This window comes from Methylocystis sp. MJC1 (assembly GCF_026427715.1).
Classification (GTDB): Bacteria; Pseudomonadota; Alphaproteobacteria; order Rhizobiales; family Beijerinckiaceae; genus Methylocystis.
On sequence record NZ_CP107559.1, the window covers coordinates 326205 to 347861 of the forward strand.

Genomic DNA, 21657 nt, shown 5'->3' on the forward strand with positions numbered 1-21657 from the left:
TCGGTTTTCCGAGGCGGTCCTTGGGCTTGCAGCACGCTGCAAGCGAGTGAATCAGTCGCCTGCGCGCAGTTCGCTGAACGAAGTTGAAGAGGCCGCCGGATGTGGCCGCGCGCTTAACACGGCAAGACCCGAAGGGTCATGATCGAGCAGCGCGAGCGCGCTGCCGATTGCGCGGCTCGGTAAAAGATCGCCAGCTTCGTATTTTTGGAAGGCACGCGGCCCGCCGCCAATCAGTTCGCCTGCTTGCTCTTGGGTCAAGCCCAGCTTCGTGCGAATGCGCCTGACCTCCTCCGGTGAAGGCAAGCCCTCCCTCTCGGCTTTGAGCCGATTAAGGGCGCGGTCGGACACCTTCATGTCCTCGCCCGTGTGGATGCTTTCGCCGGACTCCTCGCAATACCAGCCGGGCATGTCGAAGGTGATGCTCGCGCCCTTGTAGTCGAGGGTCATCGGACGCACCCCGCGCTGCATAGGTGCTCCCGTTGTCGGACAGACTGGATTAGTCATTGTCTTTCTCCTTGAACGACAGCAACAAAAACTCGGTCACGGCATCGGCCGTGAACTTGACGTAAAGCGCGCCGACCGGCGAGGGCACGTGATAGACATCCTGCCAAATCCGATGATCTGCGTAAGAGGTCATGGATTTGTAGAAATGCTCGCGCCGCATGGTCTGAATCGTTGCGGCGATGTCCTCTCGGCCGAAACCCAAGGCCGCAGCGCTTCGCACCGCCGTGCCCGTAACATTTGAGCTTATCGGCGTCCCCGCAAGCCGCCATAAAAGCTGTCAAATCGTAGGTCGGCTTCCGCTTTTCAGTCATGGGCCATGATACACCTTAATGGTGTATAGTCAAGGAATTTAATGTTTAGTCTAAGCTAGAGGCGGAGCCGGCTCGCGGCAACACGTGCGCGCTGGCCGCAACCAGGAGGTTAGAGGTTCGCGTAGCCGCGCCGTTTAGAGGCGAATTCCTGCAGCGCTGGTCGCCAGCATAGCACACAATGACAATGGAGACGGCAAGCCGTCTCCCAAAGGGCCTGTCGCAAATTTTGCGGGTTAAGCGAGTTTTGAGGCAGGGCTGGGCAAAAGGCTCTCCGACAGGAGGGACCGCCAATGCTCTTGACCGCCTTTGCCGAGAAGCTGAAGCGCCGAGCGAAAGACGACTTCAAGGGGCGTCACTTTGAGCCCTCTCTGATTGGGGTCGCTGGCGTCAAGCCGTCCTGTCCTGTCCGTCCTGATCGTAACTTCTCTTTTTGCTCGTCTCATTCCCGTGGGTCACACGCTTCTCTTCGCGGTCGGCGCGAGGCCGCCGCATGATGGGGTCAGAAAGGCGAGGCGTCTCAATCTGTTTCACGACTTTGTGGGCTTTCGCCCACAGGTTCGAGGTTCTTAACGAGATCGCACTGCCCATCGTCCCCAAGGGAACGATCCGGATCGCTCTTTCGAGCGAATGCCTTGTGTTCTCCTCTCCCGCTTTGGCTTGGCTTAGGCGACCGGAGCGACCGCCGCGGCGGCGGGCTCCTTGCCGAAGCGGAATTCGGCGCCATCGGTCCACATGCGATGCAGAATGACGGCGAGTTTGCGCGCCACCGCCACACGGGCGCGCGCCATGCCACGATGTTTGGCGATCTTCACGCCCCAGGCGCGCAGAGACGACCATTTGCGGCTGCGCGTGAGCAGCGTGTGCGCCGCCTCGTAAAGCGCCGTGCGGGCGAGTTCGTCGCCGCATCGGCTGATCCTACCCTGGATGTCCGTCTCGCCGGACTGGTAGCGAGCCGGCGTCAGGCCGAGATGCGCGCCTACGTCCCTCGAATGCTGAAAGCGATCCGGGCGGTCGATCGTGGCGCGGAAAGCGAGCGCCGTGATCGGACCGACGCCCGGAGCGCTCAACAAGCGGCGACAAACCGCCTCCTTGCGGACGACCTCGAGCACCCGCTTCGTTAAACGAGTGAATTCGCGCAGCATCGTGACGAGGATCGTGAGAAGAGGCTCGACGAGCGGCGTCACCTCGGAATCGCCGCCGACCAATTCGCGGACGCGTTTGACAAAATCTGCCCGGCTTGGAGTGCCGAGCTTGACGCCGGCTTCCCGTAGGATCGCCCGCACCACATTTTCGATCGACCGCATTTCGTTGAGGATTGTGCGGCGCGCGACAAGAAGCGAGCGCCATAGCCGGCATTGCCGGCTCTTGACATGAACCTGCCGGAACCAGCCCGTCCGCATGATCTGGGCAAGGGCGCGGGCGTCGTTGCGGTCGGTCTTGTTCGGCATCGTCTTCATCGCCGCATTGGCCTGCCGGGTCTCGATGCAGATCGCGGGCAAGCCGGCTTGCGTCAGTCCGTCATGCAGCCACGCCGTCAGCGAGCAGGCTTCCAGTCCGACGCGCTCCAGCGTCAGACCCGTGTCTCGCAGAGACACGATGAGAATTTCCGGCTCACTTGCGGCGCGAAGCTCTTTCACGATCCGGCCCGTCTCGTCGACGATACAAATCGAAGTCTCTTCCAATGACACGTCGAGTCCCGCAAAATGTCTCATGGCTGCTCCTTCCCCGTGCTTGTGGCGATCCGCCACCGACCACGTTCTCACATCTCGACAGGAGCAGCCGCCCATCCGGGACTAGACCCCAATCACCCCATCTGACTCATTATCCAGGCAGTCTCCTGGTATCTGCGCTATCCCCTGAGCTGCCGCGACGTCGAGAGCTTGTTCGCTGAGCGCGGTTTCGATGTCGACCACCGCACGATCAACCGCTGGGTTCTCGCTTATGCGCCCGAGATCGAGAAGCGCCTGCGCCAGCTTCGGCGTCCGCATTGCGGCTCGATCCGTGTCGGTAAAAATCCGCGGGGAGTGGCGCTATCTGTACCGCGCCATCGACAAGCGCGGTGTTCCTGTCGATTTTTTGCTGACCGCCAAACGCGATCTCGCCGCCGCCAAACGGTTCTTTCGTAAGGCCCTGAAGGACCAGCCCCTGCTGGCTCCGGGTAAGATCGGGACGGACGGCGCGAGCGTCTATCCCAAAGCCATCGACGACGCGGCCAAGGACGGCCTGACGCCGTCCGGCGTGCTGCACCGCGTCTCCAAGCATTTGCACCAAGGGATTGAAAGCGATCACTTTCACTTGAAGAAGAACATGCCGAAGATCGGTGGCTTCCAGTCATTCGCCACGGCGAAGCGCACGATCGCGGGCGTCGAGGCCATGCTTTGGCTCAAAAAGGGTTTTGGCTTCGCTGGAGAAGGGACCGTTCGCCGCCAGAATGAATTGCTCGCCTTCTGCTTCGGACTTCAAACGGTTAATAATTCCTGAAAGTTGGCCGCTCCCAGGGGGGCTACCTCGCCACTGATTTGCGACATGCCCGATGCGCCGGGCGCGCATTATGCGGGCTCATCGCCAAAGCGCTTACGCAATTCCCCGGCCGCTTTCTCGATGAAGAGCATTGTTTTCAGCGAGGACTGACGGCCGGCCGGACGCACAATGTGAATCGGAACCGGCGCGGAGATGTTCTCCAGAAGAATGCGCTTCAACCGCCCTTGCTTCTCGGCTGTCTCTATTTGATAGGACAGGAGTCGCGTCACTCCCACTCCCGCGCAAGCCGCGGCGATCGCCGCGTCGACGGAATTGACGCTCAGCTTCGGCGGTCTTCGCACCCCGCCGTCTTCTGTGAGCCATTCCGTTGGCTGGACCGAAGATCCGGTTGCGATAATGATCGCATGCTGGGTGAGATCGACGAGGCTCTTCGGCTCGCCATTACGCGCCAGATAGTCGGGAGAGGCGCAAACGACGCGGCGCACAGCGCCGACACGCGTCGCCTTCAGCGAAGAATCGGGAAGCTCCCCGATCCGCACGCCCAGATCCACGCCCTCGTCGACATAGGACACTACGCGATCGAGAAGCATGAGCTCAACTTCGACGAGCGGATGTTCTGCGAGAAAAGACGTCACGATCGGCAGCACATGCAGCCGACCGAACACGACCGGCGCCGCAATGGTCAACAGACCCCTCGCAACGGCGCGCTCGCCTTGGATCGCCCTTTCCAATTCGTCATGTTCGGCGAGAAACCGCCGCGCCTGCTGAAGATAGCGCTCGCCGGCGTCCGTCAGCGCCACGGCGCGCGTCGTGCGGTTGAGCAGTTGCAAGCCATAACGTTCCTCAAGCGTGGCGACGGCGCGCGAAATCGCCGCCGGTGAGCGCGCCAGCTTGCGCGCCGCGCCGACAAAGCTGCCCAGTTCCGCGACCGCGACGAAGGTGGTGATGAGATCGAGCCGGTCCATTTAGATCATTCCGCAAAATGCAATAGTGTATTGCAATCTAGCATGATTATTTCGACTTTGACCCGCCATATGGTCCGCCCAACACCGCGAGAATTTTCGCCGGCGCAAAGGAGGAGCACGGCCATGGCGCCCAAGAATCCGATTATTCTCTATGGCTTCAAAAAGTCGGGACATTCTCACCGCGCGGAGCTGATGCTCCGTCTTCTCGATGTGCCGTTCGAATTTCGTGAGGTCGATCTGGCGCGAGGAGAGCAGAAAACCGAGGCTTTCCTGAAACTCAACGCATTCGGGCAGGTCCCCGTCATCGACGACGGCGGCGTGATCATCCCTGATTCCTCGGCGATTCTCGTCTATCTGGCCAAGAAGTATGATCCGGCGGGCCTGTGGCTCCCCGAGGACGTGGAAGCGGCCGCCAAGATTCAGCGGTGGCTGTCAGTCGCCCAGGGGCCACTCATCAATGGCCCGGCGCGGGCTCGACTCTTCAACGTCTTCAAAGTGCCGGTCGACCATGCGCAGGCCAAGGACATAGCCGAGAAGCTTTTTGCGACATTGGAGCAGGCGCTTCGCGGCGCGTCGTTCCTGATCGGCTCGCGCGCGACCATAGCCGATGTGGCGCTCTACACTTATACGGCCCATGGGCCAGAGGGCGGCGTGAGCCTCGACCCCAATCCGAACATCCGTGCCTGGCTAAGCCGGGTCGAAGCTCTGCCGAAGTTCGCGCCGATGCCCGCGACGAAAATCGGTCTCGCAGCGTGACGAAACTTGGAGATCGACGCGGGGCTCCTCGACGGCGATCCATTGACGACCGCTTTGCACCGAGACGCCGAAGTCGGTCTTCTGGGCGTGGATTTCCGATCGAGACGCCGCAATCGCGTCAACGGGCGCATCGCATCCCTGGAGGCGGACCGCATCGCGGTCGCGGTCACGGAGGGGTTCGGCAACTGCCCCTGATACATTCGTCAGCGCGCGACGATTGGCGCTCTCACATCCGCCGCGCCGTGCTTTTGGGAACCCCTCAGCAGCGTCGACGATGCGGCGAAAAGGCGCCATCGCAAACGCCGAAACCTTCTTTATCGCCTCGAGTGCGAGCTGCGACCTGGGCAGCGGAGTCGACATATCCCATCGTGGGGGATCGCCAGGCTTCCTCGAGATCGAAAACGACGGGACCATTACGGTTCCCGACTTCAATGGCAACGGCTACTTCAACACACTCGGCAATCTGCTCTTCCAACCGAGAGCGGGCCTTTTGTTCCCGTGCTTCGAAACCGGCGAGGCATTACGGCTTGCCGGCATCGTCGAGATCCTTTGGGAAGGTGCGGAAGTCGCATCGCGCTCCGGCGCTGAACGGCTGTGGAAATTCAAGCCATGCCGAGCGTGGCGATTGCGACGCTAGGATCGGTTCGTATTGCCTCCGTTTATCGCTTCGGAAGCGACACCGACCGGCCCCTCCTCGTCGAGATCAGATAGTCCGATGCAAGACTCAACATAGACAGGAAGACTTTACATGACCAATAATTTAATCGGCATGCCCACGATCAGTCGCCGTCGGTTGTTCGCGCAGGCGGGAACGGCCGTCGCCGCCGCCGGAATGCTGGAGGGCATTGCGCCAGCGCGCGCACGCGCCGACGGGATTGAAGCCATCGGCTTCGACGCTTTCACCATTTTCGATCCGCGCTCGGTCGCCGCACCTGTGGAGGAATGTTTTCCAGGCAAAGGCAAGGAGATTTTCTCGACTTGGCGCTTGCGTCAGTTCGAATATTGCTGGCTCAGGACGCTCAACGGGAATTACGCGGACTTCCGACAGATCACGGAGGAGGCGCTGGTCTTCGCATGCAAATCGGCAAAGGTCGATCTGAAGGCCTCGGCGCGTGCCAAGCTGATGAGTGCGGCGTTCGAGTTTCAACCTTGGCCCGACTCGGTCGCCGCGCTGAGGTCCATGCGAAATGCGGGAATCCGCCTCGCATACGTATCCAATCTCACCCCGGAATTACTCGCCAGGCTGAGCGCCGCAGCAGAAGTCACAGACCTATTCGAGCATCGCTTGAGCACCGATTTTGTCAAGGCCTTCAAGCCCGATCCGCGCGCCTACCAGATGGCGGAGACGGCCTTCCGCTTGCCTCGCGACAAGATCGTCTTCGCTGCGTTTGGCGGATGGGATGCGGCTGGAGCAAAATCTTTCGGCCTTTCCACTTTCTGGGTCAACCGTCTCGATGCGCCAGTGGAGGAATTGGGCGTGCGGCCGGACGCGATCGGGAGCAACCTCGTCGAACTGGCTAGATTCGTTGGCGCGCGCCGCTCCGGAGACTAGGCAGGGTCGTCCCAGGGTCAAGCGCCGCGCCTCGCGACATCCTGCTCGCGAAGCAGTTCGCTATAGCCCCTTCTCGCGGCTAGAATGACGGCATGCCCTGCCGCACTGCCACGGGGACGAAGCCCTAAAGCCCTTTCAGCGCCCTATCACGCTGGATCATCCCGGGGGCCGTGTTACTCCGCGTTTCGGCATGTTTCCGGGTCAGTCAAAAGCTTGGTCAAGGCGACCTCCTTTCTCAAGCTGGGGGTGCGCGTGAGATGGCTCTGTCGCGAATTTTTCTCTCGGGTCGGCTGGGGCTATGATCGCCGGGCGTGGGGCAAGCGGAATTGTGCGATGATCGATTTCAAGGGCAGTCATTTTGAACGCGACGTGATCCTGTGGGGCGTCCGCTGGTATGTGGCCTATCCGATGAGCTATCGTCAACTCGAGGAAATGATGGAAGAACGCGGCGTCGACGTCGACCATTCCACGCTCAGCCGCTGGGTCGTCAAATATGCGCCTTTTCTGGAGAGACAGTTCCGCGTTCATAAGCGCGCGGTCGGATCCAGCTGGCGTCTCGATGAGACTTACGTGAAAGTCAAAGGCCACTGGAAATATCTGTATCGGGCGGTCGACAAGGCGGGCGCGACGGTGGATTTCTTGCTGACCGCGAAGAGGGATCGCAAAGCCGCGTTGCGTTTCCTGCGCAAGGCGATCGCGCAGCATGGCGCGCCGGATAAGATCACGATCAACAAAAGCGGCGCCAACACGGCGGCGATCGAAAGCTACAATGCGGAGCATGAAGCGGACATCGAAATCCGGCGTATCAAATATCTGAATAATATTGTCGAACAGGACCATCGAGCGGTGAAGCGAGTGACGCGGCCAATGTTAGGTTTCAAATCATTTCACTCGGCTGCCGCGACGCTCTCGGGGATAGAGCTCATGCATATGATCCGGAAGGACCAATCGCAATAGTTTGCGCCGATAGCGGAATCGCTCGCCGTTTCAGCTAAGGACAAGCCCTTAATTTGCACGCGAAGGACGCGTCGCGAGCGCTCCGCTTACCGCCGTGAGCGCGCTTAAAGTCCAAGTTCGCTTAGACCGGGATGATCATCGGGACGTCGGCCCAGCGGCCAGTGAAACAGGCGCTGTTCCTGCGCGATCGGCAGATCGTTGATGCTGGCGTAACGCCGACGCATCAGACCATTGTCGTCGAACTCCCAATTTTCGTTGCCATATGAGCGATACCAATCCCCGGAATCGTCATGCCATTCATATGCAAAGCGCACGGCGAGACGGTTTCCGGCAAAAGCCCAAAGTGCGGATTCCGACGAAGGCGCCCGTCTGTAACGGGATAATGCCGCCCGGGGATTCCGGGATAATGGCGCCCCCCCGGTAACGGAATGATCCCGCCCGGGCGCCGCGTTCGTTGACCTACGAGATTTGTCTCACCTGTTCTGGTTTTGGGTCAAGCCGATTTGGCCTGTTTGCCGCGCGTGCGGCGTAAGCTTTCGCCGGCGAGTTCGATACGATGCGCGTTGTGAACGAGGCGGTCCAGAACGGCGTCGGCGTAAGTTGGGTCTCCAATGACGTCGTGCCAGGCTGTCACAGGAAGCTGGGAGGTGACGATCGTCGATCGACGCCCGTAGCGTTCCTCGAGGATTTCCAGGAGATCGTGGCGGGCGCCAGCGTCGAGCGGCTCGAGGCCGAAGTCGTCGAGGATCAAGAGATCGGCGCGACCAAGGGATTTGAGCAAGCGCGGATGGCGCCCATCGCCGCGCGCGAGGGCCAGTTCCTCGCAGAGCTTCGGCCAGCGGTGATAGACGACGGAGCGATTGTCGCGGCAGGCCTTCTGGCCAATGGCGCAGGCGAGCCAACTCTTCCCGGTCCCGCTCGGACCGACCAGGGCCAAATTGTCGTGGGCGTCGATCCACTGGCCTTCGGCGAGCTTTTGGAACAGAGTTCGGTCGAGCCCGCGCGCGGTGCGATAGTCGACGTCTTCGACGCTGGCCTGTTGACGGAGCCTGGCGGCGCGCAGCCGCGCCGTCAGCCGTTTGTCGCGCCGAAGGGAGGCTTCCCGATCCAGCAGTAGGGCGAGCCAGTCGTTGCGGTCGAGTCCATTCGCTTCAGGCGCCTCAGCGAGTTCGGCGAAGGCTTTGGCCATTCCGTAAAGGCCGAGGCCGTGGAGCTGGTCGAGCGTCGGATGTTTGAGCAAGTCGGCGTCTCCTAATGATAATAGCGCGGGCCACGGATGTTTTGATGGAGGATCGGGGCCGCGTCCGCGGCGCGCTTTGGCGCGGGCTTCCGATCGAGCTTGTTGTCGAGGATGGATTTGATCGAGCCATAGGTCTTGGCGCCGATCGCGATGGCGCGTTCGGCTGCGGCCTCGACGCGCTCGATCCCATACGAGCCGACGAGACGGACGACGCCGAGACAGGCCCGATAGCCCTGCTCGGGATGGGGCCTCGCCTCCAAAATCTGCTCGCAGAGCGCGGCTGTCGCCGGGCCGATCTTTCGGGCATCCTCGCGAATGCGCTCGATCGTCCAGCCCGCATAGCGTCTATGGCTGGAGGGCATGTGCTCGGGAATGGTCGTGTGCTTGCGGTTGCCGCTCATCCGTAAATGGACGGCGATGCGCTCGCCTTTGTGGAAAATCTCGACGCCGTGGACGGTCAGCCGCGCTTCCACCTCCACCCGGGCGAAGCGATAGGGCACGGAGTAATAGTGCGCGTCGATCTCGACGTGATAATCGATGCCGACGCGGCGCAGACGCCATTCGCTATATTCATAGGGCTCGATTGGCAGAGGCTTCAGCGCCGGGCGGTCGATCTCTTCGAACAATTGGCGGCGGGTGACGCCAAGCCGGCGGAGGGGCCGCTCCTCGTTGAGATTTTTGAGCATCTCGGCGATCGCCGCGTTGACCTCCGCCAGACTGTAAAAGGTCCGGCGGCGCACTCTGCCGAGTAGCCAGCGTTCGACAATCAGCACCGCGGATTCGACCTTCGCCTTGTCGCGCGGCTTTCTGGGTCGCGCCGGCAAAAGCGCCGTCTCGTAATGCATCGCCATGTCGGCGTAGGTGCGATTGACCTGCGGGTCGTAGAAGCAGGCTTTGACGATGGCGGTTTTGGCGTTGTCCGGCACGATGAGCTGCGGGACGCCGCCGATCGCCTCGAGCGCGCCGACGTGGGCGTCGATCCAGTCGGGAAGCGTCTGCGTCCAGCTCGCCTTGGCGAATGTGAAGCTCGACGCCCCCAGCACCGCGACGAAAATCTGCGCCATGCGGATCTCGCCGGTAAGCCGATCAATGACGACAGGAACGCCGTCGCCAGCGTAATCGACGAACAGCCGTTCGCCGGCGGCATGCGTCTGCCGCATCGTCACCGACAGGGTCTTTTCGAAGGCGCGATAAAGTTCGCAGAACCGCGAGTAGCTATAGCCGCCCGGATTTGCGGCGGTGTATTCGTCCCACAAAATCATCAAGGTAACGTGCTTGCGCTTCAACTCGCGATGCACGCCAGCCCAGTCCGGCTCCTCAATGCGCCGATGACCGCGCTTGCTGCGCCGATTGGCGTAGAGCGCCGCCTCGAGCGCATCGTCGGTCATTCCCTCGGGCAACGGCCAGGAGAGCCCGGCGCTCTCCGCGCGCTTGAGCGCCTCCCGCACCGTCGAGCGCGGCATGCCGAGCCGCCGGGAAATCTCGTGCGCCGAAATCGACGAGGACTTCAGTCGAATAATCTCACGCGCCTGGCGCATCGTAATCCGCTCCGCTGGCATGATCACCCCTTTGGATTGCCAAAAGCGACCTGATCAGGCCAACAGCGGAGCTCGCCACTGCACGAAATTACCCGGGCGGGATCATTCCGCTACAGGGGGGCGGGATCATCTCGGAATCGGGGGGCGCCATCATTCCGTTATCGGGGGCGCCTTCATCTCGTTTTAGGGGGGCGCCATCAATCGGAATCACCAGCCCAAAGCTCTTTGATCAAGCGGTAATCGAGTTCGCGCGCCCATTTGCGTGCGAGGAAGGCTTTGACGGCGTCGCGCCCTTGCGGAAACTCGGCGCGGTTACGCCAAAGCGTGTCGGGCGTGTAGACTTGGACGACGCGTGCAGGTTCGCGCGAGTTCCATGCGTCTTCCGCCATGTGCACCTTCTGGCGGGCAGTCTCTTCGGAAAATGGCGGCAGCGGCGGCTTCGATGGGCCTGTCGCAAAATTTTTCAGCTTAACCTGGCCTTGATGAGGGCGCGTCATGAAGGGCTCTCAAGAGGAACCCGAATATGATCCTGAACGCGGTGGCCGAGAAACTGAAGCGCCGTTCGAAAGACGATTTCAAAGGGCGGCATTTCGAGGCATGGCTGATCATTCAGGCGGTGACGTGGTATCTGCGCTATCCATTGAGCTACCGTGACCTCGAAAGCATGTTCCTCGAGCGCGGCTTCGAGGTCGACCACAGCACATTGAACCGTTGGGTTCTGGCCTATGCGCCGCAAATCGAAAAGCGATTGCGGCAGTTTGGGCGTCCGCATTGCGGCTCGATCCGCGTCGATGAGACCTATGTGAAAATCCGCGGCGAGTGGCGCTATCTCTACCGCGCCATCGACAAACACGGCGTTCCCGTCGATTTCCTCCTGACGGCCAAGCGCGATCTTGCCGCCGCCAAGCGGTTTTTCCGCAAGGCTTTGAAGGATGAGCCGTTGCTGGCGCCTGGGAAGATCGGCACGGATGGCGCAAGCGTTTATCCGACGGCGATTTCCGATAGCGTGGAGGCGGGGTTGCTGCCGAGCAGGCCAGCGCATCGTGTCTCGAAGTATTTGCAGCAAGGCATTGAAAGCGACCACTTTCATCTGAAAAAGAATATGCCGAAAATCGCCGGGTTCCGCTCCTTCGCCACGGCGCGGCGAACGATCGCCGGGTTCGAAGCGATGCTGTGGCTCAAAAAGGGCTTCGGCTTTGCCGGGGAGTGGACTGTCCGCGAACAGAACGAAATGCTCGCCTGCTGTTTCGGACTTAATGGTTAACAATCCATAAAAATCAGGGCTCCTGAAGCCCTTCTGCGGCCAATCCCAGAGTTTGCGACAGGCCCGTTGAAAGGCAGCGCGACGCAGACGGGTCGATGCCCACGAGACGGCCGCGCTTTTAATCAATCAAACAGTTTACGGAGGTTCCTCATTCATTACAGGTCCACTACCAGCCTTCGAGGATGTCCCAATCCCAGCAGACGCCGGGCTCGTGCTTAGTGGGAGTGCTCCAGTCGCGGTGCTGATACCGAAAATGGCCGCCATAATCCGGCCGGGTGGTCCCATGGAAGGGATGGCCCGCAGCATCATGGGCTAGAGCCAACGGCGTAGCTGTAAGAAACGCTGCTACTGTCAGAAGCGTGAGTTCTTTATACATGTGGCACCTCCCGGCCGGCGCAACGCCGCTGATGAGAATGGATACTTAGCGCAACGCGGCCGACGCGAATGCCGAGACGCCAATTTTTTTCTCGACTCGTTTTGGGGGTTCTGGTGCAAAATTTTCCGGACGGCATGACAAATGGCAGAGGACATAAGGGGAGGTCATGCAGCGAGCACGGCATTCCAGATTTCGGGCGCACGGGTGTCTTTGATGCGAAGCGCTCCGACTTTGAACTGACCTTTCCTGATCCGGTGCATGAGCTCGATACCAGCGACGGTGGTCGAGGCAGTTTGGAACCGTTTCAATCCGAGCATTGGACCCAAGCGAAGCTTGATCGATCGATGGTCCTGTTCAATGAGGTTATTCAAGTATTTTGAAGATCGAACTTGAGTCTGCGCGCCGCCTTGATGCTCGGCGAGGAATTCGCGCGCCGCGCGGTGCAAAGCCTGGTAGCCATCGAGCGTGATGGCGCGGGGCAGTCGGCCCTGACCCTTGAACGCCCGCCGGAAAAAAGCCTTCGCGGCAGCGACATCCCGCCTGGCTCGCATTAGGAAGTCGACGGTTTTGCCCTCGCTATCGACGGCGCGATAGAGATAGGTCGAGCGGCCCTTGATCTTCACGTAGGTTTCGTCGACCCGCCACGACCTTCCTACTTGGCAGGCGAAGCGGTTCCAGCGCTTTTCGAATTCGGGCGCGAAGCGTTGGATCCACCGCATTATCGTCGTATGCGCCAAATCAATTCCGCGCTCGGCCATGATCTCGACGAGGTCTCGAAAACTTAGCTTGAACCGCAGATACCGCCGCACGCAGAGGATGATGATCTCTCGGTCGAAATGGCGGCCTCTGAAGAGATCATCAATACTCAGCATATGGATTAGGTCCTCTGCTCAGCGCCTTCTCCTGAAAATATGCCCCGCTTCCGCTGTTTGCACCAGAGCCGCGGGCGCAACAAGGAGGCGGATTTCCACGGCGAGAAGCGCTCGAACGAGACGCACGCCTCGACGACCGACCCCGAGGCGCGTCTCTATCGCAAAGGCCCCGGCAAGGAGGCGAAGCTTTGCTTCATCGGCCACGCGCTGATGGAGAACCGGCATGCGCTCTTTGTCGACGCCTGCCTCACGCCGGCGGATGGTCACGCCGAGCGCATCGCGGCGCTGCACATGATCGAGCCGCGCGTCGATCGGCCAACGGCCATCACGATCGGCGCCGACAAGGCTTATGACGCCGAGGATTTCGTCAATGAGCTGCGCGCGATGAAGGTGACGCCGCATGTCGCGCAAAACACCAGCGGCCGCGCTTCGACGATCGACGGACGCACGACGCAGCATGCGGGCTACGCCATCAGCCAGCGCATCCGCAAGAAGATCGAAGAAAGCTTCGGCTGGATCAAGATCGTCGCTGGTCAGGAGCAGACAAAGTTCCGAGGTCGCGCGCGGGTAGGCTGGGCGTTCACTTTTGCGGCCGCCGCCTACAATTTGGTGCGGCTGCCGAAACTGATGGCGGCGCCGACATGAGCGCGCCCGCCGGGTGCAAGCTCGTTGGTCGCTGGCGGATCGTCGAGGCCGACATTTGGGATCGAGACTATCTCACCTGTGCGGGCCAGCGACGATCGTCATCGGCGCCGACGGCCGCGGGGAAATCGCCTTCGGCGCGATGCAGGCGACTCTCGATGTCGAATACGCCCCGACCTCGATCGCTTTTGCCTGGATCGGCTTCGACGAAATGGATGAAGTCTCCGGCGAGAGGAACGTCGAATTGCGCGATGACGCGCCTATCGACATCCAATTCGAATACAGCGGCGACGAAGCCCTCTCAAAGCGAAGCGGGAGGATTCTTCAACTGCCTGCTAGACAAACTAGATGGCGTAACGGGCCGCCGGAGGCTGAGGCTTCGCGGAGGAGTGGTCATCCCCCAGAATGGTGGTGTGAGACGGAGTCCGGCTTTCGTCGGCTCCAAGCATCATTGGAGGATGACCATGGACCATTATGCGGGGATCGACGTGTCTTTGGAAGCATCAAGCGTTTGCGTCGTCGATGGCGCCGGGCGAATCGTGCGGGAGGCGAAGATCTCCAGCGAGCCGGCGGCGCTCATCGGCTGGTTGGCGTCGCTCGGGCTGGATTTGGCGCGCATCGGCCTCGAGGCAGGGCCATTGTCGCAATGGCTTTACGCGGCGATGCACGAGGCGGGCCTGGCGGTGGAGTTGCTGGAGACGCGGCATGTGCGCACGGCTCTGCAGACGATGCCAGTCAAGACCGACCGCAATGACGCGCGCGGCATCGCGCAATTAATGCGGCTTGGTTGGTTTCGTCCGGTCCACTGCAAATCCTCGGCAGCGCAGGAGACGCGAGCGCTGCTGACGGCGCGCAAACTGGTTCAATCGAAACTCTATGACATTGAGATGAGCCTGCGCGGGATCTTGCGCGGCTTCGGGCTAAAGGTCGGGCCGACGACGCCGAAGCGTTTCGCACGGCGCATCCAGGAGCTCGTCGGCGGGTATAGGACGCTCGAGATCGTCGCAAAGGCGCTGCTTTCAGCGCATGCGGTCTTGCTGCGCGAGTTCGACATGTTCGAGAAGCTTGTGCGGGCGATGGCGCGCAAGGACAAGCGCGCGAGACTGATGATGTCGGCGCCGGGGGTCGGCGCGATCGTGGCGCTGACTTACGTTTCGGCGATCGATGATCCGTTGCGATTTTCCTCGTCGAAGCGGGTCGGGCCGCATTTCGGCCTGACGCCGAGGAAATATCAGTCTGGGGAGACGGACGTCAGCGGGCGGATTACCAAGATCGGCGACGCTGGCGTGCGCACGGCGCTTTACGAAGCCGCCAACGTTATACTGACACGGCCGGTGAAGGGCTCCGGCCTCAAAAGCTGGGCGATGAAGCTCGCCCGGCGCGCCGGCATGAAGAAGGCAAAGGTGGCGCTGGCGCGCAAGCTCGCCGTGGTCTTGCATCGGATGTGGGCCGACGGGACGCCGTTCGACGCCCGCAAGGCGACCTCGACTGTCGTGGCGGCGTAGGAGAGGAAAAGCAGGGTTTCGGGCGAGGCCAAACACCAGCCTTTCCCGAAGCGTTCGTCCCTCGCCGGGACGATGGATGGGTCAGACCGCAACACGCTCTGTGGGATCAAGACCACGCGCAACTAGATTGGCCGGCCTCCTCCTCATCTTATCCCATCAAGTGGCGGCCATCCTTCTTGGCGCCGACCACGGACAGAAGAGTGAACCGGCGAAGGAAGAGCGTTGGGGATTGACAACGAAGGGCCCGTTACAGAAGAGGGTGTTATGCACTCTGTATTATGAAGTCGGCTGCGCGTTTGAGCATGAGGCAGGCGAAAGCGACGACGTGGAGGCCAGCGAGTGTGTCGGCGTAGCGTTCGTAGTCTTTGACCAGCCGCCTGCATCGGGTCGCCCAAGCGAAGGATCGTTCGACGACCCAGCGTTTGGGCAACAGCACGAAGCCTTTTTTCGCTTCGGAGAGTTTGACCACGCAGAGTTCGACGCCCTGCGCTTTGGCCGCCTCGGCGGCTTTCTCGCCGGTATAACCTTGATCGACATAAATAAGCTCGACGCTCTCGCCGGTGGCGTCCTGCACAGCGGCGGCGAGCTTGCCGACCTCGGCGCGGTCGTCGACATTCGCCGGCGTAACGTGCAGCGCCAGCAAGTGCCCCAGCGTGTCGACCGCCATGTGCAGCTTGGAGCCGCGCTTGCGCTTGGCGCCGTCATAGCCGGCCCGTGGACCGCTTTCCGGCGTAGAGCGCAGCGTGCGGCTGTCGATGATCGCCGTGGTTGGCTCCTCGGCGCGACCGGAGGCGACGCGCAACAAGGCGCGCAGGTCCTGCGCAAGCTCTTCGAACACGCCCGCCGCCAGCCAGCGCTGCGATTGCTGATACACTGCGGACCAGGGCGGCAGATCGTTGGGCATGGCGCGCCATGCTATGCCGTAACGCAGAACGTAGCGCAGGCCGTTGAAAAGCTCACGAAGCAAATGCTGACGTTGCGGAGCGCCCTCGTCCATCAGCGTCAGATACGGCGCAACCAGCGACCATTCCTCGTCGCTGACATCAGACGGATACGGTTTGCGAATCGGAGACATCCGATTCCATTAAGACAATCAACCACCAAAGTACATAACACCCTCTAGCCCATCTTATTCGCGATGGGGCTGTTCGAAGGGTGGCGAGCGTAGCATAGAGTGTTGAAACGGCGTAGGATTCGGTTGCTTACACCAGCCCCTTCCGCTTCCACCGGTCTGCCACGCCCGCCATGACAGAGGATACGTTTCCCGCCTTCTCCTTTCCAGCCGTCGAGGGCAAGAAAGTCACAGCCGCTTTCGACGGCGGACGCATCTCCTCGGACGGCGGCGTCATGCTGCTCGCCATGGCGGAGCGCCGCCTCGGCGTCGCGGAACGGCTGGCGCGCTGCTTTCCGGATCGGCGAGACCCTTCGCGCATCACTCATACGCTCGCCGATATGATCCGCGCCCGCATCTTCGCGATCGGCTGCGGCTATGAGGACGCCGACGATCTCGACTTTCTGCGCTCCGATCCGGCCTTCAAGATCGCCTGCGGGCGATTGCCCGACACGGGCCGCGATCTCGCCTCCCAGCCGACGCTGTCGCGGCTCGAGAACGCGCCGGCTCTGCGCGACGTGATCCGCCTGACCTATGCGCTCGTCGACCAATGGATGGCCTCCTACGACGAGCCGCCGTCCTCGGTCACACTCGACATCGACGACACTTGCGATATCGCGCATGGCCATCAGCAATTGTCGCTGTTCAATGCCCATTACGACGAGCGCTGCTTTCTGCCGATCCATGTCTACGATACCGAGAGGAGCCGCCCCGTCGCCATGATCCTGCGCCCCGGCAAGACGCCGTCCGGCGTCGAGGTGAGAGCACACCTGCGCCGGTTGATGCGGCATATCCGCAAGTCTTGGCCGGCGACCCGCATCCTGTTTCGCGGCGACGGACATTATGCGCGGCCCGAGGCGATGGCCTGGTGCGAAGATCACGGCGTCGATTACGTCTTCGGCCTTCCGGGAACCAGGCCGCTGTCCAAGAAAGTCGACGAGACGGCGGAAGCTGTCCGCGTTGAGCGCGCCCTCGACGACAAGGACGTCGTGCGCGGCTATGCCGAGACGCGCCACCGCGCCAAATCCTGGGACAGAGAGCGCCGCGCGATCGCCCGCATCGAGGCGACGCGGCTCGGTCTCGACATCCGCTTCGTCGTCACCAATCTCTCGTATGGCGCACCGCAATGGCTCTATGACAGTCTCTACTGCGCGCGCGGACAGGCGGAGAACCTCATCAAGCTTCACAAGACGCAGCTTTGCTCCGACCGGACCTCGTGTCGTTCGGCGCTCGCCAATCAGGTTCGCCTCGTTTTGCACACCGCGGCCTATTGGCTGATGCTCGGCGTCCGCGACGCCATTCCGGCTCCGCGCGATCTGGCGAAAGCCGAGTTCTCGACGCTGCGCCTGCGGCTGCTGAAAATCGCCGGCCGCGTGATCGAGACCGCGAGCCGCGTGCGCCTCGCCTTTTCCGCCGCCTGCCCGGAGGCCGATCTCTTCTGCTCCCTCCCGGCGGCGCTGCTCATGGCTGGCGGACCGTGAACGATGGGGCCGCGCGCCCCTCTCGTCTCTTCCATCCCTCCAACGCGTTCCAAAAAGTGCAGTCCTTCAAGCGGTGAGAAAGCCGAACGCCCACGTGCGCCCCGCCAGCAAAACGGCGCGTCGACGCAAAAAATTGCGCCGTCACGAATAAGAGGGGCTAGCTCCGCTGTCCCTGATACTGCCCCGTCTTGCGGTATCGGAAAAGATAGGAAGGCACGATTGCCTCTATCGCCTCTGGCTGAATGCCGAGACCTGCGAACGTTCGGCCTTCAGCCTTGGCTGATTCCGATACGACATTGTCGTGGCGTAGCAGTTCGACCTGGTCTGTGGTCATTCGCAGAAGTTTGGGGAAAAGACCCTGCGACAGGGTCGTTAAAAGTTGCATGATAGACGCGACGGCCTTGCCGAATCCGAAAGAAAGGCTGATTAACCTTCGATCACGCTCGGTTACCTCCAAAACATATTCGACAAGCTCGATGAAAGTCTTTTGTTCCGGTCCGCCAAGCTCATAGATCTCTCCTGGTTTAGCGCCGCCGCCAAGCGCGAGCGCCACAGCATCGGCGACATCTTCGACGTAGACGGGCTGAAATTTCGTTTCGCCGCCAACAATCGGTATTATTGGGAAATAGCGCGCCAATGTAGCGAAGCGATTGAAGAAGTCGTCTTCGGGCCCGAAAATCACTGAGGGACGAATGATGACGGCGGACGGAATGTTTTCCAGAACGGCCACCTCCCCCTCAGCCTTAGTGCGGCCGTAGACGGAAGACGATTGAGGATCGGCGCCGATTGCAGAAATTTGCACGAAATTGGTGATTCCCAAGGCCTTGGCGGCCTGGGCGACGATACGAGCCCCTTGCACGTGAAGGCTTGAAAATTTTTGCGTGCCAGTTTCAGCCAAAATTCCGACGAGATTGACGACGGCGTCTGCGCCACGCAGAGCAGCCACGATTGATTCTGGATTGCGTAAATTTGCTTGAACGGCTGCGATTTGTCCGGGGGCGCCCAGTGGCTGCAGATAATACGCGAGGTCAGGCCGGCGGCAGGCAACACGCACGCGCCAGTCGTCCCGCGCAAGCGCCCGCACAACATGGCGTCCGACAAAACCAGATCCGCCAAAAACGGTCACCGAACGTTCTGCGCCAATTTGATCCTTTGTCATCGTCCGACCTCCACTCCCGCTTTTGATTGTCCTGCCGCGGTTTTTCTGAGCCGCCTACTAACGCGGCTTGAACGCGAAGTCGATGCGCCGTTCGCATTAACACGAGTCGAACGCTAAGATTTCAAGAATAAAGGGCTCGATAGTGGTTCCGATCTGCGCCTGTCTTTTCGAGCTGGTGATCAAGTCCTTGTCCTGCACCACTTCGTAAATCTCTCCTTCGGGTTCCGGACTGGACCAACGCGGAGCAAGGCGACCTTATTCGCACTGGGCCTCTTTGGCTGGCTCTGTTGCAAAAACGTGGGCTCTGCGGCTTGATGGGTCCGAGCGCGGGGGAGGCAAGCGATGTCGGACTTCAAGGGACGCCATTTTGAAGGTGAGATCGTGCTCTGGGCGGTGCGATGGTATTGCCGCTACGGCGTCAGCTACCGCAATCTCGAACAGATGATGGGGCGAGCACGGGGTCTCGGTCGACCACTCGACCATCTACCGCTGGGTTCAGAAATGCGCTCCTGAGATCGAGAAGCGGCTACGCTGGCAGTGACGCCGCCCACGGTCGACGAGCTGGCGGGTTGACGAAACCTACGTGAAAGTCGGCGGCAAATGGGCGTATCTTTACCGGGCCGTCGACAAGCACGGCGACACCATCGACTTCTACCTTTCACCGACGCGGAACGCCCAAGCCGCCAAGCGCTTTCTGTCCAAATCGCTGACCGGGCTCAAGGCTTGGGAGAAGCCCCTGGTCATCAACACCGATAAGGCGCCGACCTACGCGGCGGCGATTGCCGAGCTGAAGAGGGAAGGCAAATGCCCAAAGGAAACAGAGCATCGCCAAGTCAAGTACTTGAATAATGTCGTCGAGGCGGACCACGGCAAGCTGAAGCAGCTGATCCGCCCGGTTCGAGGTCATGAGGGCGCTGCGCAAGGGGCAGGCGGCGATCTTCAACCTCACGCGCGACATGCGAGGCGAGGCCCGTATTGTCGAGCGCGCTTTTGGAATCGGCTCCTGCGTTCTTGCCGAGGCAATGCAATTCGTCAGTGAGCGGATCGAGCTCAAGGCGGCGTGATACCCCGCCAGCTACGACAGTCGCGCTTCTGCGCCCCGCTTCAGGGCTTGCAACAGAGCCCGTGTTATGATCGAGCGTGCGATCGCGGCGAAAGTTCCCTTCTCCTTCGTCGCCGCCGACACTGTCTATGGCGTCGGCGACATCGAAATGGCGTTGCGGCGCGCCGGCAAGGGCTATGTGCTTGGCGTGAAATCCAATGACCCTTTTCACTCCTGGGACAGGCCCCAGACCGTCGCCGGAACGGCGAAGGAGATCGCCGAGGGCTTGCCGGCCTCCGCGTGGCGGCGTCTTTCGGCGGGCGCGGGAACGAAAGGCGAGCGCTTTCACGACTGGGCCTATCTCGAACTCGCTGATCTCGACGCTGGCGAATACAACAAGGCTCTCGCCGGGCAGGCATGGACGCGCGGCCTTCTGATCCGGCGCAAAATCGCCGATGGCGATCTCGCCTTCTTCACGACATGGGCGCCGACCGGAACATCGATTGAAAGACTGGGCGAAAATCGAAGGGCGTCGTTGGGCGATCGAAGACAGTTTCGAAACGACGAAGAATGAACTCGGCCTTGATCACAACGAGACGCGTTCCTGGCATGGTTGGCGTCGTCACGTGTCGCAGGTCATGCTCGCCTTTGCCATGATGGCGGCGATCCGCGTTCACGCCAATACGGTCGCGTCGCCCCCAAAAACAATGCGGCGCAAGCCGACGACGTCCAGTCCGCCTCAGAGCTGACGAGCCCGTCGCTTATCCGCTGGTCCATGCAGGAAATCCGCCGCATCGCAACGCGGCTGGCTCGAAAGCGCATCCGACCAGAGTGCGTCATCGCTTGGTCGCTTTGGCGAAGAGCCCATCAAGCCCAGGCAAGGCGCGCCCACCTGAAATCGCAACTGTAATGCTAGGTCATGCCTTTTCTGTTCCTCCTAGAAAGCTTGGGTGCGCCAGGCCCGATATCACAGAGCAAATCCATTATGAGCTGCACGATTGGCAGAGAAAAAGGGTAGCCAGGATTCCAGAGCAAGCTCAACAGATTATTGTAGCTGCCATAAGCGCCATAATCTTTGATCCCATCCAGGTTGGCGTTTGCCGAGCGGAATGGAGCCTTGGCCGTCATTCGCGACCGGTCTTAGAGAAATTCAGCAGGACGCAATTAAGAAGCTCCCGACGCTTTTGGATGAAGTAGTCGAAAAATCGCCCGACGGGACGAACAATTAACACGTTCACATTATTAGCATTTGATATCAAGTATCTTCGACAACATTTGTCCTTTTGCCACGCTACAATACCCGCGCCGGTCATTAATCGATCTCGACTGCGTTCAACGCGATCTTCACAACGGCGGCGGCCACGATCGTGGCGAGCGCAATCGCCTCGCCAAGAGTCCAGAATTTCAAACTGAGGCCTCACCGGAGATCCACTTTCCTGGAATTTGTTTGGCTGGCGCGCCATATTTAGGGGATGATCGATAATCTGAAAAAGCCGATGACCGCCTCAGAGTTGAAGGCAAGGGCTATTGCCGTATGGGATAATGAGGGCGGAGCAGCTTCCGGCGATCAGTCTAGGGCTAACGCAAAGCAGGAGATTGGCATGCCTTCCGAATGGGTAAAATGCACATCGGATGATGGCGAGACGGGCATCTTCGTCAATCTTGCGAGTGCCGGAACGATAGTCCCTCACAAAAAAGGATCTCGGATCACGTTCGCGGTGAGCGAAGAAAATTACGTAGACGTCATGGAGACTCCAGAAGATATTATGAAGCTTCTATCGGAGGCTAAGAATACTGACAGGCCTTAAGAGCGAGAAGGGCGTCCTGACCGGCAATGCGTGGAGCATGACACGCATACAAAATGCGGAAGGCAGAAATTTCAACCTGAGATACCACGCAGT

Annotated in this window: 19 protein-coding genes and 7 pseudogenes; 14 read left to right on the plus strand and 12 right to left on the minus strand. The window is 60.7% G+C overall.

Annotated features, from left to right (window positions below):
• Window positions 1–51: 51 nt before the first annotated feature.
• On the minus strand, window positions 52–504 hold the full coding sequence (locus tag OGR47_RS20380; RefSeq protein ID WP_165055963.1) for a type II toxin-antitoxin system MqsA family antitoxin: 453 nt from the start codon (window positions 502–504) through the stop codon (window positions 52–54).
• Window positions 497–706, minus strand: a complete 210-nt coding sequence (locus OGR47_RS20385; RefSeq protein ID WP_246729882.1) for a type II toxin-antitoxin system MqsR family toxin — start codon at window positions 704–706, stop codon at window positions 497–499. The genes OGR47_RS20380 and OGR47_RS20385 overlap by 8 nt, the downstream gene beginning before the upstream one ends.
• 399 nt (window positions 707–1105) lie before the next feature.
• Here OGR47_RS20385 and OGR47_RS20390 point away from each other — a divergent pair.
• Window positions 1106–1189, plus strand: a pseudogene (locus OGR47_RS20390) (IS6 family transposase); the annotation flags it as partial.
• 288 nt (window positions 1190–1477) lie between these two features.
• On the opposite strand, the gene OGR47_RS20395 reads toward OGR47_RS20390, so the two are convergent.
• Window positions 1478–2527, minus strand: coding sequence for an IS110 family transposase (locus OGR47_RS20395; protein ID WP_165055962.1), 1050 nt, complete (start codon window positions 2525–2527; stop codon window positions 1478–1480).
• Between the two features lie 105 nt (window positions 2528–2632).
• Between OGR47_RS20395 and OGR47_RS20400 the strand changes: the two are divergent.
• Window positions 2633–3296: pseudogene (locus OGR47_RS20400) on the plus strand (IS6 family transposase); the annotation flags it as partial.
• 68 nt (window positions 3297–3364) lie between these two features.
• Here OGR47_RS20400 and OGR47_RS20405 read toward each other — a convergent pair.
• Window positions 3365–4261 carry a LysR family transcriptional regulator gene (locus OGR47_RS20405; RefSeq protein WP_165055961.1) on the minus strand — a complete coding sequence of 299 codons (897 nt, stop codon included), beginning with the start codon at window positions 4259–4261 and terminating at the stop codon, window positions 3365–3367.
• Between the two features lie 123 nt (window positions 4262–4384).
• Here OGR47_RS20405 and OGR47_RS20410 point away from each other — a divergent pair, with 123 nt between their 5' ends.
• From OGR47_RS20410 to OGR47_RS20430, 5 genes are all read left to right on the plus strand, one after another.
• The gene (locus tag OGR47_RS20410) at window positions 4385–5017 is read left to right on the plus strand and encodes a glutathione S-transferase family protein (RefSeq protein ID WP_165055960.1); all 633 of its coding nucleotides are present in this window, start codon (window positions 4385–4387) and stop codon (window positions 5015–5017) included.
• A 6-nt stretch (window positions 5018–5023) separates the two neighbouring features.
• Window positions 5024–5212 carry a hypothetical protein gene (locus tag OGR47_RS20415; protein WP_165055959.1) on the plus strand — a complete coding sequence of 63 codons (189 nt, stop codon included), beginning with the start codon at window positions 5024–5026 and terminating at the stop codon, window positions 5210–5212.
• A 79-nt stretch (window positions 5213–5291) separates the two neighbouring features.
• Window positions 5292–5654: a pyridoxamine 5'-phosphate oxidase family protein gene (locus OGR47_RS20420; RefSeq protein WP_165055958.1), complete on the plus strand. Its 363-nt coding sequence runs from the start codon at window positions 5292–5294 to the stop codon at window positions 5652–5654.
• A gap of 111 nt (window positions 5655–5765) precedes the next feature.
• Window positions 5766–6569, plus strand: a complete 804-nt coding sequence (locus OGR47_RS20425) for a haloacid dehalogenase type II (RefSeq protein WP_206527509.1) — start codon at window positions 5766–5768, stop codon at window positions 6567–6569.
• 333 nt (window positions 6570–6902) lie between these two features.
• Window positions 6903–7526 carry an IS6 family transposase gene (locus OGR47_RS20430; RefSeq protein ID WP_216697953.1) on the plus strand — a complete coding sequence of 208 codons (624 nt, stop codon included), beginning with the start codon at window positions 6903–6905 and terminating at the stop codon, window positions 7524–7526.
• A gap of 104 nt (window positions 7527–7630) precedes the next feature.
• Here OGR47_RS20430 and OGR47_RS20435 read toward each other — a convergent pair.
• The 4 genes and pseudogenes from OGR47_RS20435 to OGR47_RS20450 form a co-directional block, all read right to left on the minus strand.
• A pseudogene (locus OGR47_RS20435) lies at window positions 7631–7870 on the minus strand (DUF1348 family protein); the annotation flags it as partial.
• A gap of 149 nt (window positions 7871–8019) precedes the next feature.
• The gene (istB, locus tag OGR47_RS20440; RefSeq protein ID WP_216697954.1) at window positions 8020–8766 is read right to left on the minus strand and encodes an IS21-like element helper ATPase IstB; all 747 of its coding nucleotides are present in this window, start codon (window positions 8764–8766) and stop codon (window positions 8020–8022) included.
• 11 nt (window positions 8767–8777) lie between these two features.
• The gene (gene istA / locus OGR47_RS20445; RefSeq protein WP_371824446.1) at window positions 8778–10304 is read right to left on the minus strand and encodes an IS21 family transposase; all 1527 of its coding nucleotides are present in this window, start codon (window positions 10302–10304) and stop codon (window positions 8778–8780) included.
• A gap of 212 nt (window positions 10305–10516) precedes the next feature.
• Window positions 10517–10801 (minus strand): annotated as a pseudogene (locus OGR47_RS20450) (DUF1348 family protein); the annotation flags it as partial.
• Between the two features lie 26 nt (window positions 10802–10827).
• On the opposite strand from OGR47_RS20450, the gene OGR47_RS20455 reads away from it, so the two are divergent.
• Window positions 10828–11568: an IS6 family transposase gene (locus tag OGR47_RS20455; RefSeq protein ID WP_165056324.1), complete on the plus strand. Its 741-nt coding sequence runs from the start codon at window positions 10828–10830 to the stop codon at window positions 11566–11568.
• 540 nt (window positions 11569–12108) lie between these two features.
• Here the strand turns inward: OGR47_RS20455 and OGR47_RS20460 are convergent.
• Window positions 12109–12816 (minus strand): IS6 family transposase, encoded by a 708-nt coding sequence (locus tag OGR47_RS20460; RefSeq protein ID WP_165056326.1) that lies wholly within the window; start codon window positions 12814–12816, stop codon window positions 12109–12111.
• A 72-nt stretch (window positions 12817–12888) separates the two neighbouring features.
• Between OGR47_RS20460 and OGR47_RS20465 the strand changes: the two are divergent.
• Window positions 12889–13461 (plus strand): annotated as a pseudogene (locus OGR47_RS20465) (transposase); the annotation flags it as partial.
• A 67-nt stretch (window positions 13462–13528) separates the two neighbouring features.
• On the opposite strand, the gene OGR47_RS20470 reads toward OGR47_RS20465, so the two are convergent.
• A complete protein-coding gene (locus OGR47_RS20470) occupies window positions 13529–13732 on the minus strand; it encodes a hypothetical protein (RefSeq protein ID WP_165056327.1) in 204 nt (67 codons plus the stop codon).
• Between the two features lie 190 nt (window positions 13733–13922).
• Here OGR47_RS20470 and OGR47_RS20475 point away from each other — a divergent pair, with 190 nt between their 5' ends.
• Window positions 13923–14963 carry an IS110 family transposase gene (locus OGR47_RS20475; RefSeq protein WP_216697957.1) on the plus strand — a complete coding sequence of 347 codons (1041 nt, stop codon included), beginning with the start codon at window positions 13923–13925 and terminating at the stop codon, window positions 14961–14963.
• A 262-nt stretch (window positions 14964–15225) separates the two neighbouring features.
• On the opposite strand, the gene OGR47_RS20480 is transcribed toward OGR47_RS20475, so the two are convergent.
• Complete coding sequence (locus OGR47_RS20480) at window positions 15226–16038, minus strand: IS5 family transposase (protein ID WP_216697958.1); 813 nt, start codon at window positions 16036–16038, stop codon at window positions 15226–15228.
• A 170-nt stretch (window positions 16039–16208) separates the two neighbouring features.
• Between OGR47_RS20480 and OGR47_RS20485 the strand changes: the two genes are divergently transcribed.
• The gene (locus OGR47_RS20485) at window positions 16209–17555 is read left to right on the plus strand and encodes an IS1380 family transposase (RefSeq protein ID WP_165056227.1); all 1347 of its coding nucleotides are present in this window, start codon (window positions 16209–16211) and stop codon (window positions 17553–17555) included.
• Between the two features lie 157 nt (window positions 17556–17712).
• On the opposite strand, the gene OGR47_RS20490 is transcribed toward OGR47_RS20485, so the two are convergent.
• Window positions 17713–18714 carry a complex I NDUFA9 subunit family protein gene (locus OGR47_RS20490; protein WP_165056229.1) on the minus strand — a complete coding sequence of 334 codons (1002 nt, stop codon included), beginning with the start codon at window positions 18712–18714 and terminating at the stop codon, window positions 17713–17715.
• Window positions 18715–19056: 342 nt separating this feature from the next.
• Between OGR47_RS20490 and OGR47_RS20495 the strand changes: the two are divergent.
• The 3 genes and pseudogenes from OGR47_RS20495 to OGR47_RS20505 all read left to right on the plus strand — a co-directional run bounded on the left by OGR47_RS20495 (window position 19057) and on the right by OGR47_RS20505 (window position 21564).
• Window positions 19057–19778, plus strand: a pseudogene (locus tag OGR47_RS20495) (IS6 family transposase).
• Window positions 19779–19835: 57 nt separating this feature from the next.
• Window positions 19836–20505 (plus strand): annotated as a pseudogene (locus OGR47_RS20500) (IS701 family transposase); the annotation flags it as partial.
• A 723-nt stretch (window positions 20506–21228) separates the two neighbouring features.
• Window positions 21229–21564 carry a hypothetical protein gene (locus tag OGR47_RS20505; protein WP_165056231.1) on the plus strand — a complete coding sequence of 112 codons (336 nt, stop codon included), beginning with the start codon at window positions 21229–21231 and terminating at the stop codon, window positions 21562–21564.
• Window positions 21565–21657 lie beyond the last annotated feature (93 nt).

What these genes read in the sequence shown, in the direction of transcription:
- OGR47_RS20380 (WP_165055963.1), bottom strand. Translation starts at nt 504, where the DNA reads ATGACTAATCCAGTCTGTCCGACAACGGGAGCACCTATGCAGCGCGGG.
- OGR47_RS20460 (WP_165056326.1), bottom strand. Translation starts at nt 12,816, where the DNA reads ATGCTGAGTATTGATGATCTCTTCAGAGGCCGCCATTTCGACCGAGAG.
- OGR47_RS20420 (WP_165055958.1), top strand. Translation starts at nt 5,292, where the DNA reads ATGCGGCGAAAAGGCGCCATCGCAAACGCCGAAACCTTCTTTATCGCC.
- OGR47_RS20485 (WP_165056227.1), top strand. Translation starts at nt 16,209, where the DNA reads ATGACAGAGGATACGTTTCCCGCCTTCTCCTTTCCAGCCGTCGAGGGC.
- OGR47_RS20425 (WP_206527509.1), top strand. Translation starts at nt 5,766, where the DNA reads ATGACCAATAATTTAATCGGCATGCCCACGATCAGTCGCCGTCGGTTG.
- OGR47_RS20505 (WP_165056231.1), top strand. Translation starts at nt 21,229, where the DNA reads ATGATCGATAATCTGAAAAAGCCGATGACCGCCTCAGAGTTGAAGGCA.
- OGR47_RS20410 (WP_165055960.1), top strand. Translation starts at nt 4,385, where the DNA reads ATGGCGCCCAAGAATCCGATTATTCTCTATGGCTTCAAAAAGTCGGGA.
- OGR47_RS20430 (WP_216697953.1), top strand. Translation starts at nt 6,903, where the DNA reads ATGATCGATTTCAAGGGCAGTCATTTTGAACGCGACGTGATCCTGTGG.
- OGR47_RS20395 (WP_165055962.1), bottom strand. Translation starts at nt 2,527, where the DNA reads ATGAGACATTTTGCGGGACTCGACGTGTCATTGGAAGAGACTTCGATT.
- OGR47_RS20455 (WP_165056324.1), top strand. Translation starts at nt 10,828, where the DNA reads ATGATCCTGAACGCGGTGGCCGAGAAACTGAAGCGCCGTTCGAAAGAC.
- OGR47_RS20480 (WP_216697958.1), bottom strand. Translation starts at nt 16,038, where the DNA reads ATGTCTCCGATTCGCAAACCGTATCCGTCTGATGTCAGCGACGAGGAA.
- OGR47_RS20490 (WP_165056229.1), bottom strand. Translation starts at nt 18,714, where the DNA reads ATGACAAAGGATCAAATTGGCGCAGAACGTTCGGTGACCGTTTTTGGC.
- OGR47_RS20405 (WP_165055961.1), bottom strand. Translation starts at nt 4,261, where the DNA reads ATGGACCGGCTCGATCTCATCACCACCTTCGTCGCGGTCGCGGAACTG.
- OGR47_RS20475 (WP_216697957.1), top strand. Translation starts at nt 13,923, where the DNA reads ATGGACCATTATGCGGGGATCGACGTGTCTTTGGAAGCATCAAGCGTT.
- istA (WP_371824446.1), bottom strand. Translation starts at nt 10,304, where the DNA reads ATGCGCCAGGCGCGTGAGATTATTCGACTGAAGTCCTCGTCGATTTCG.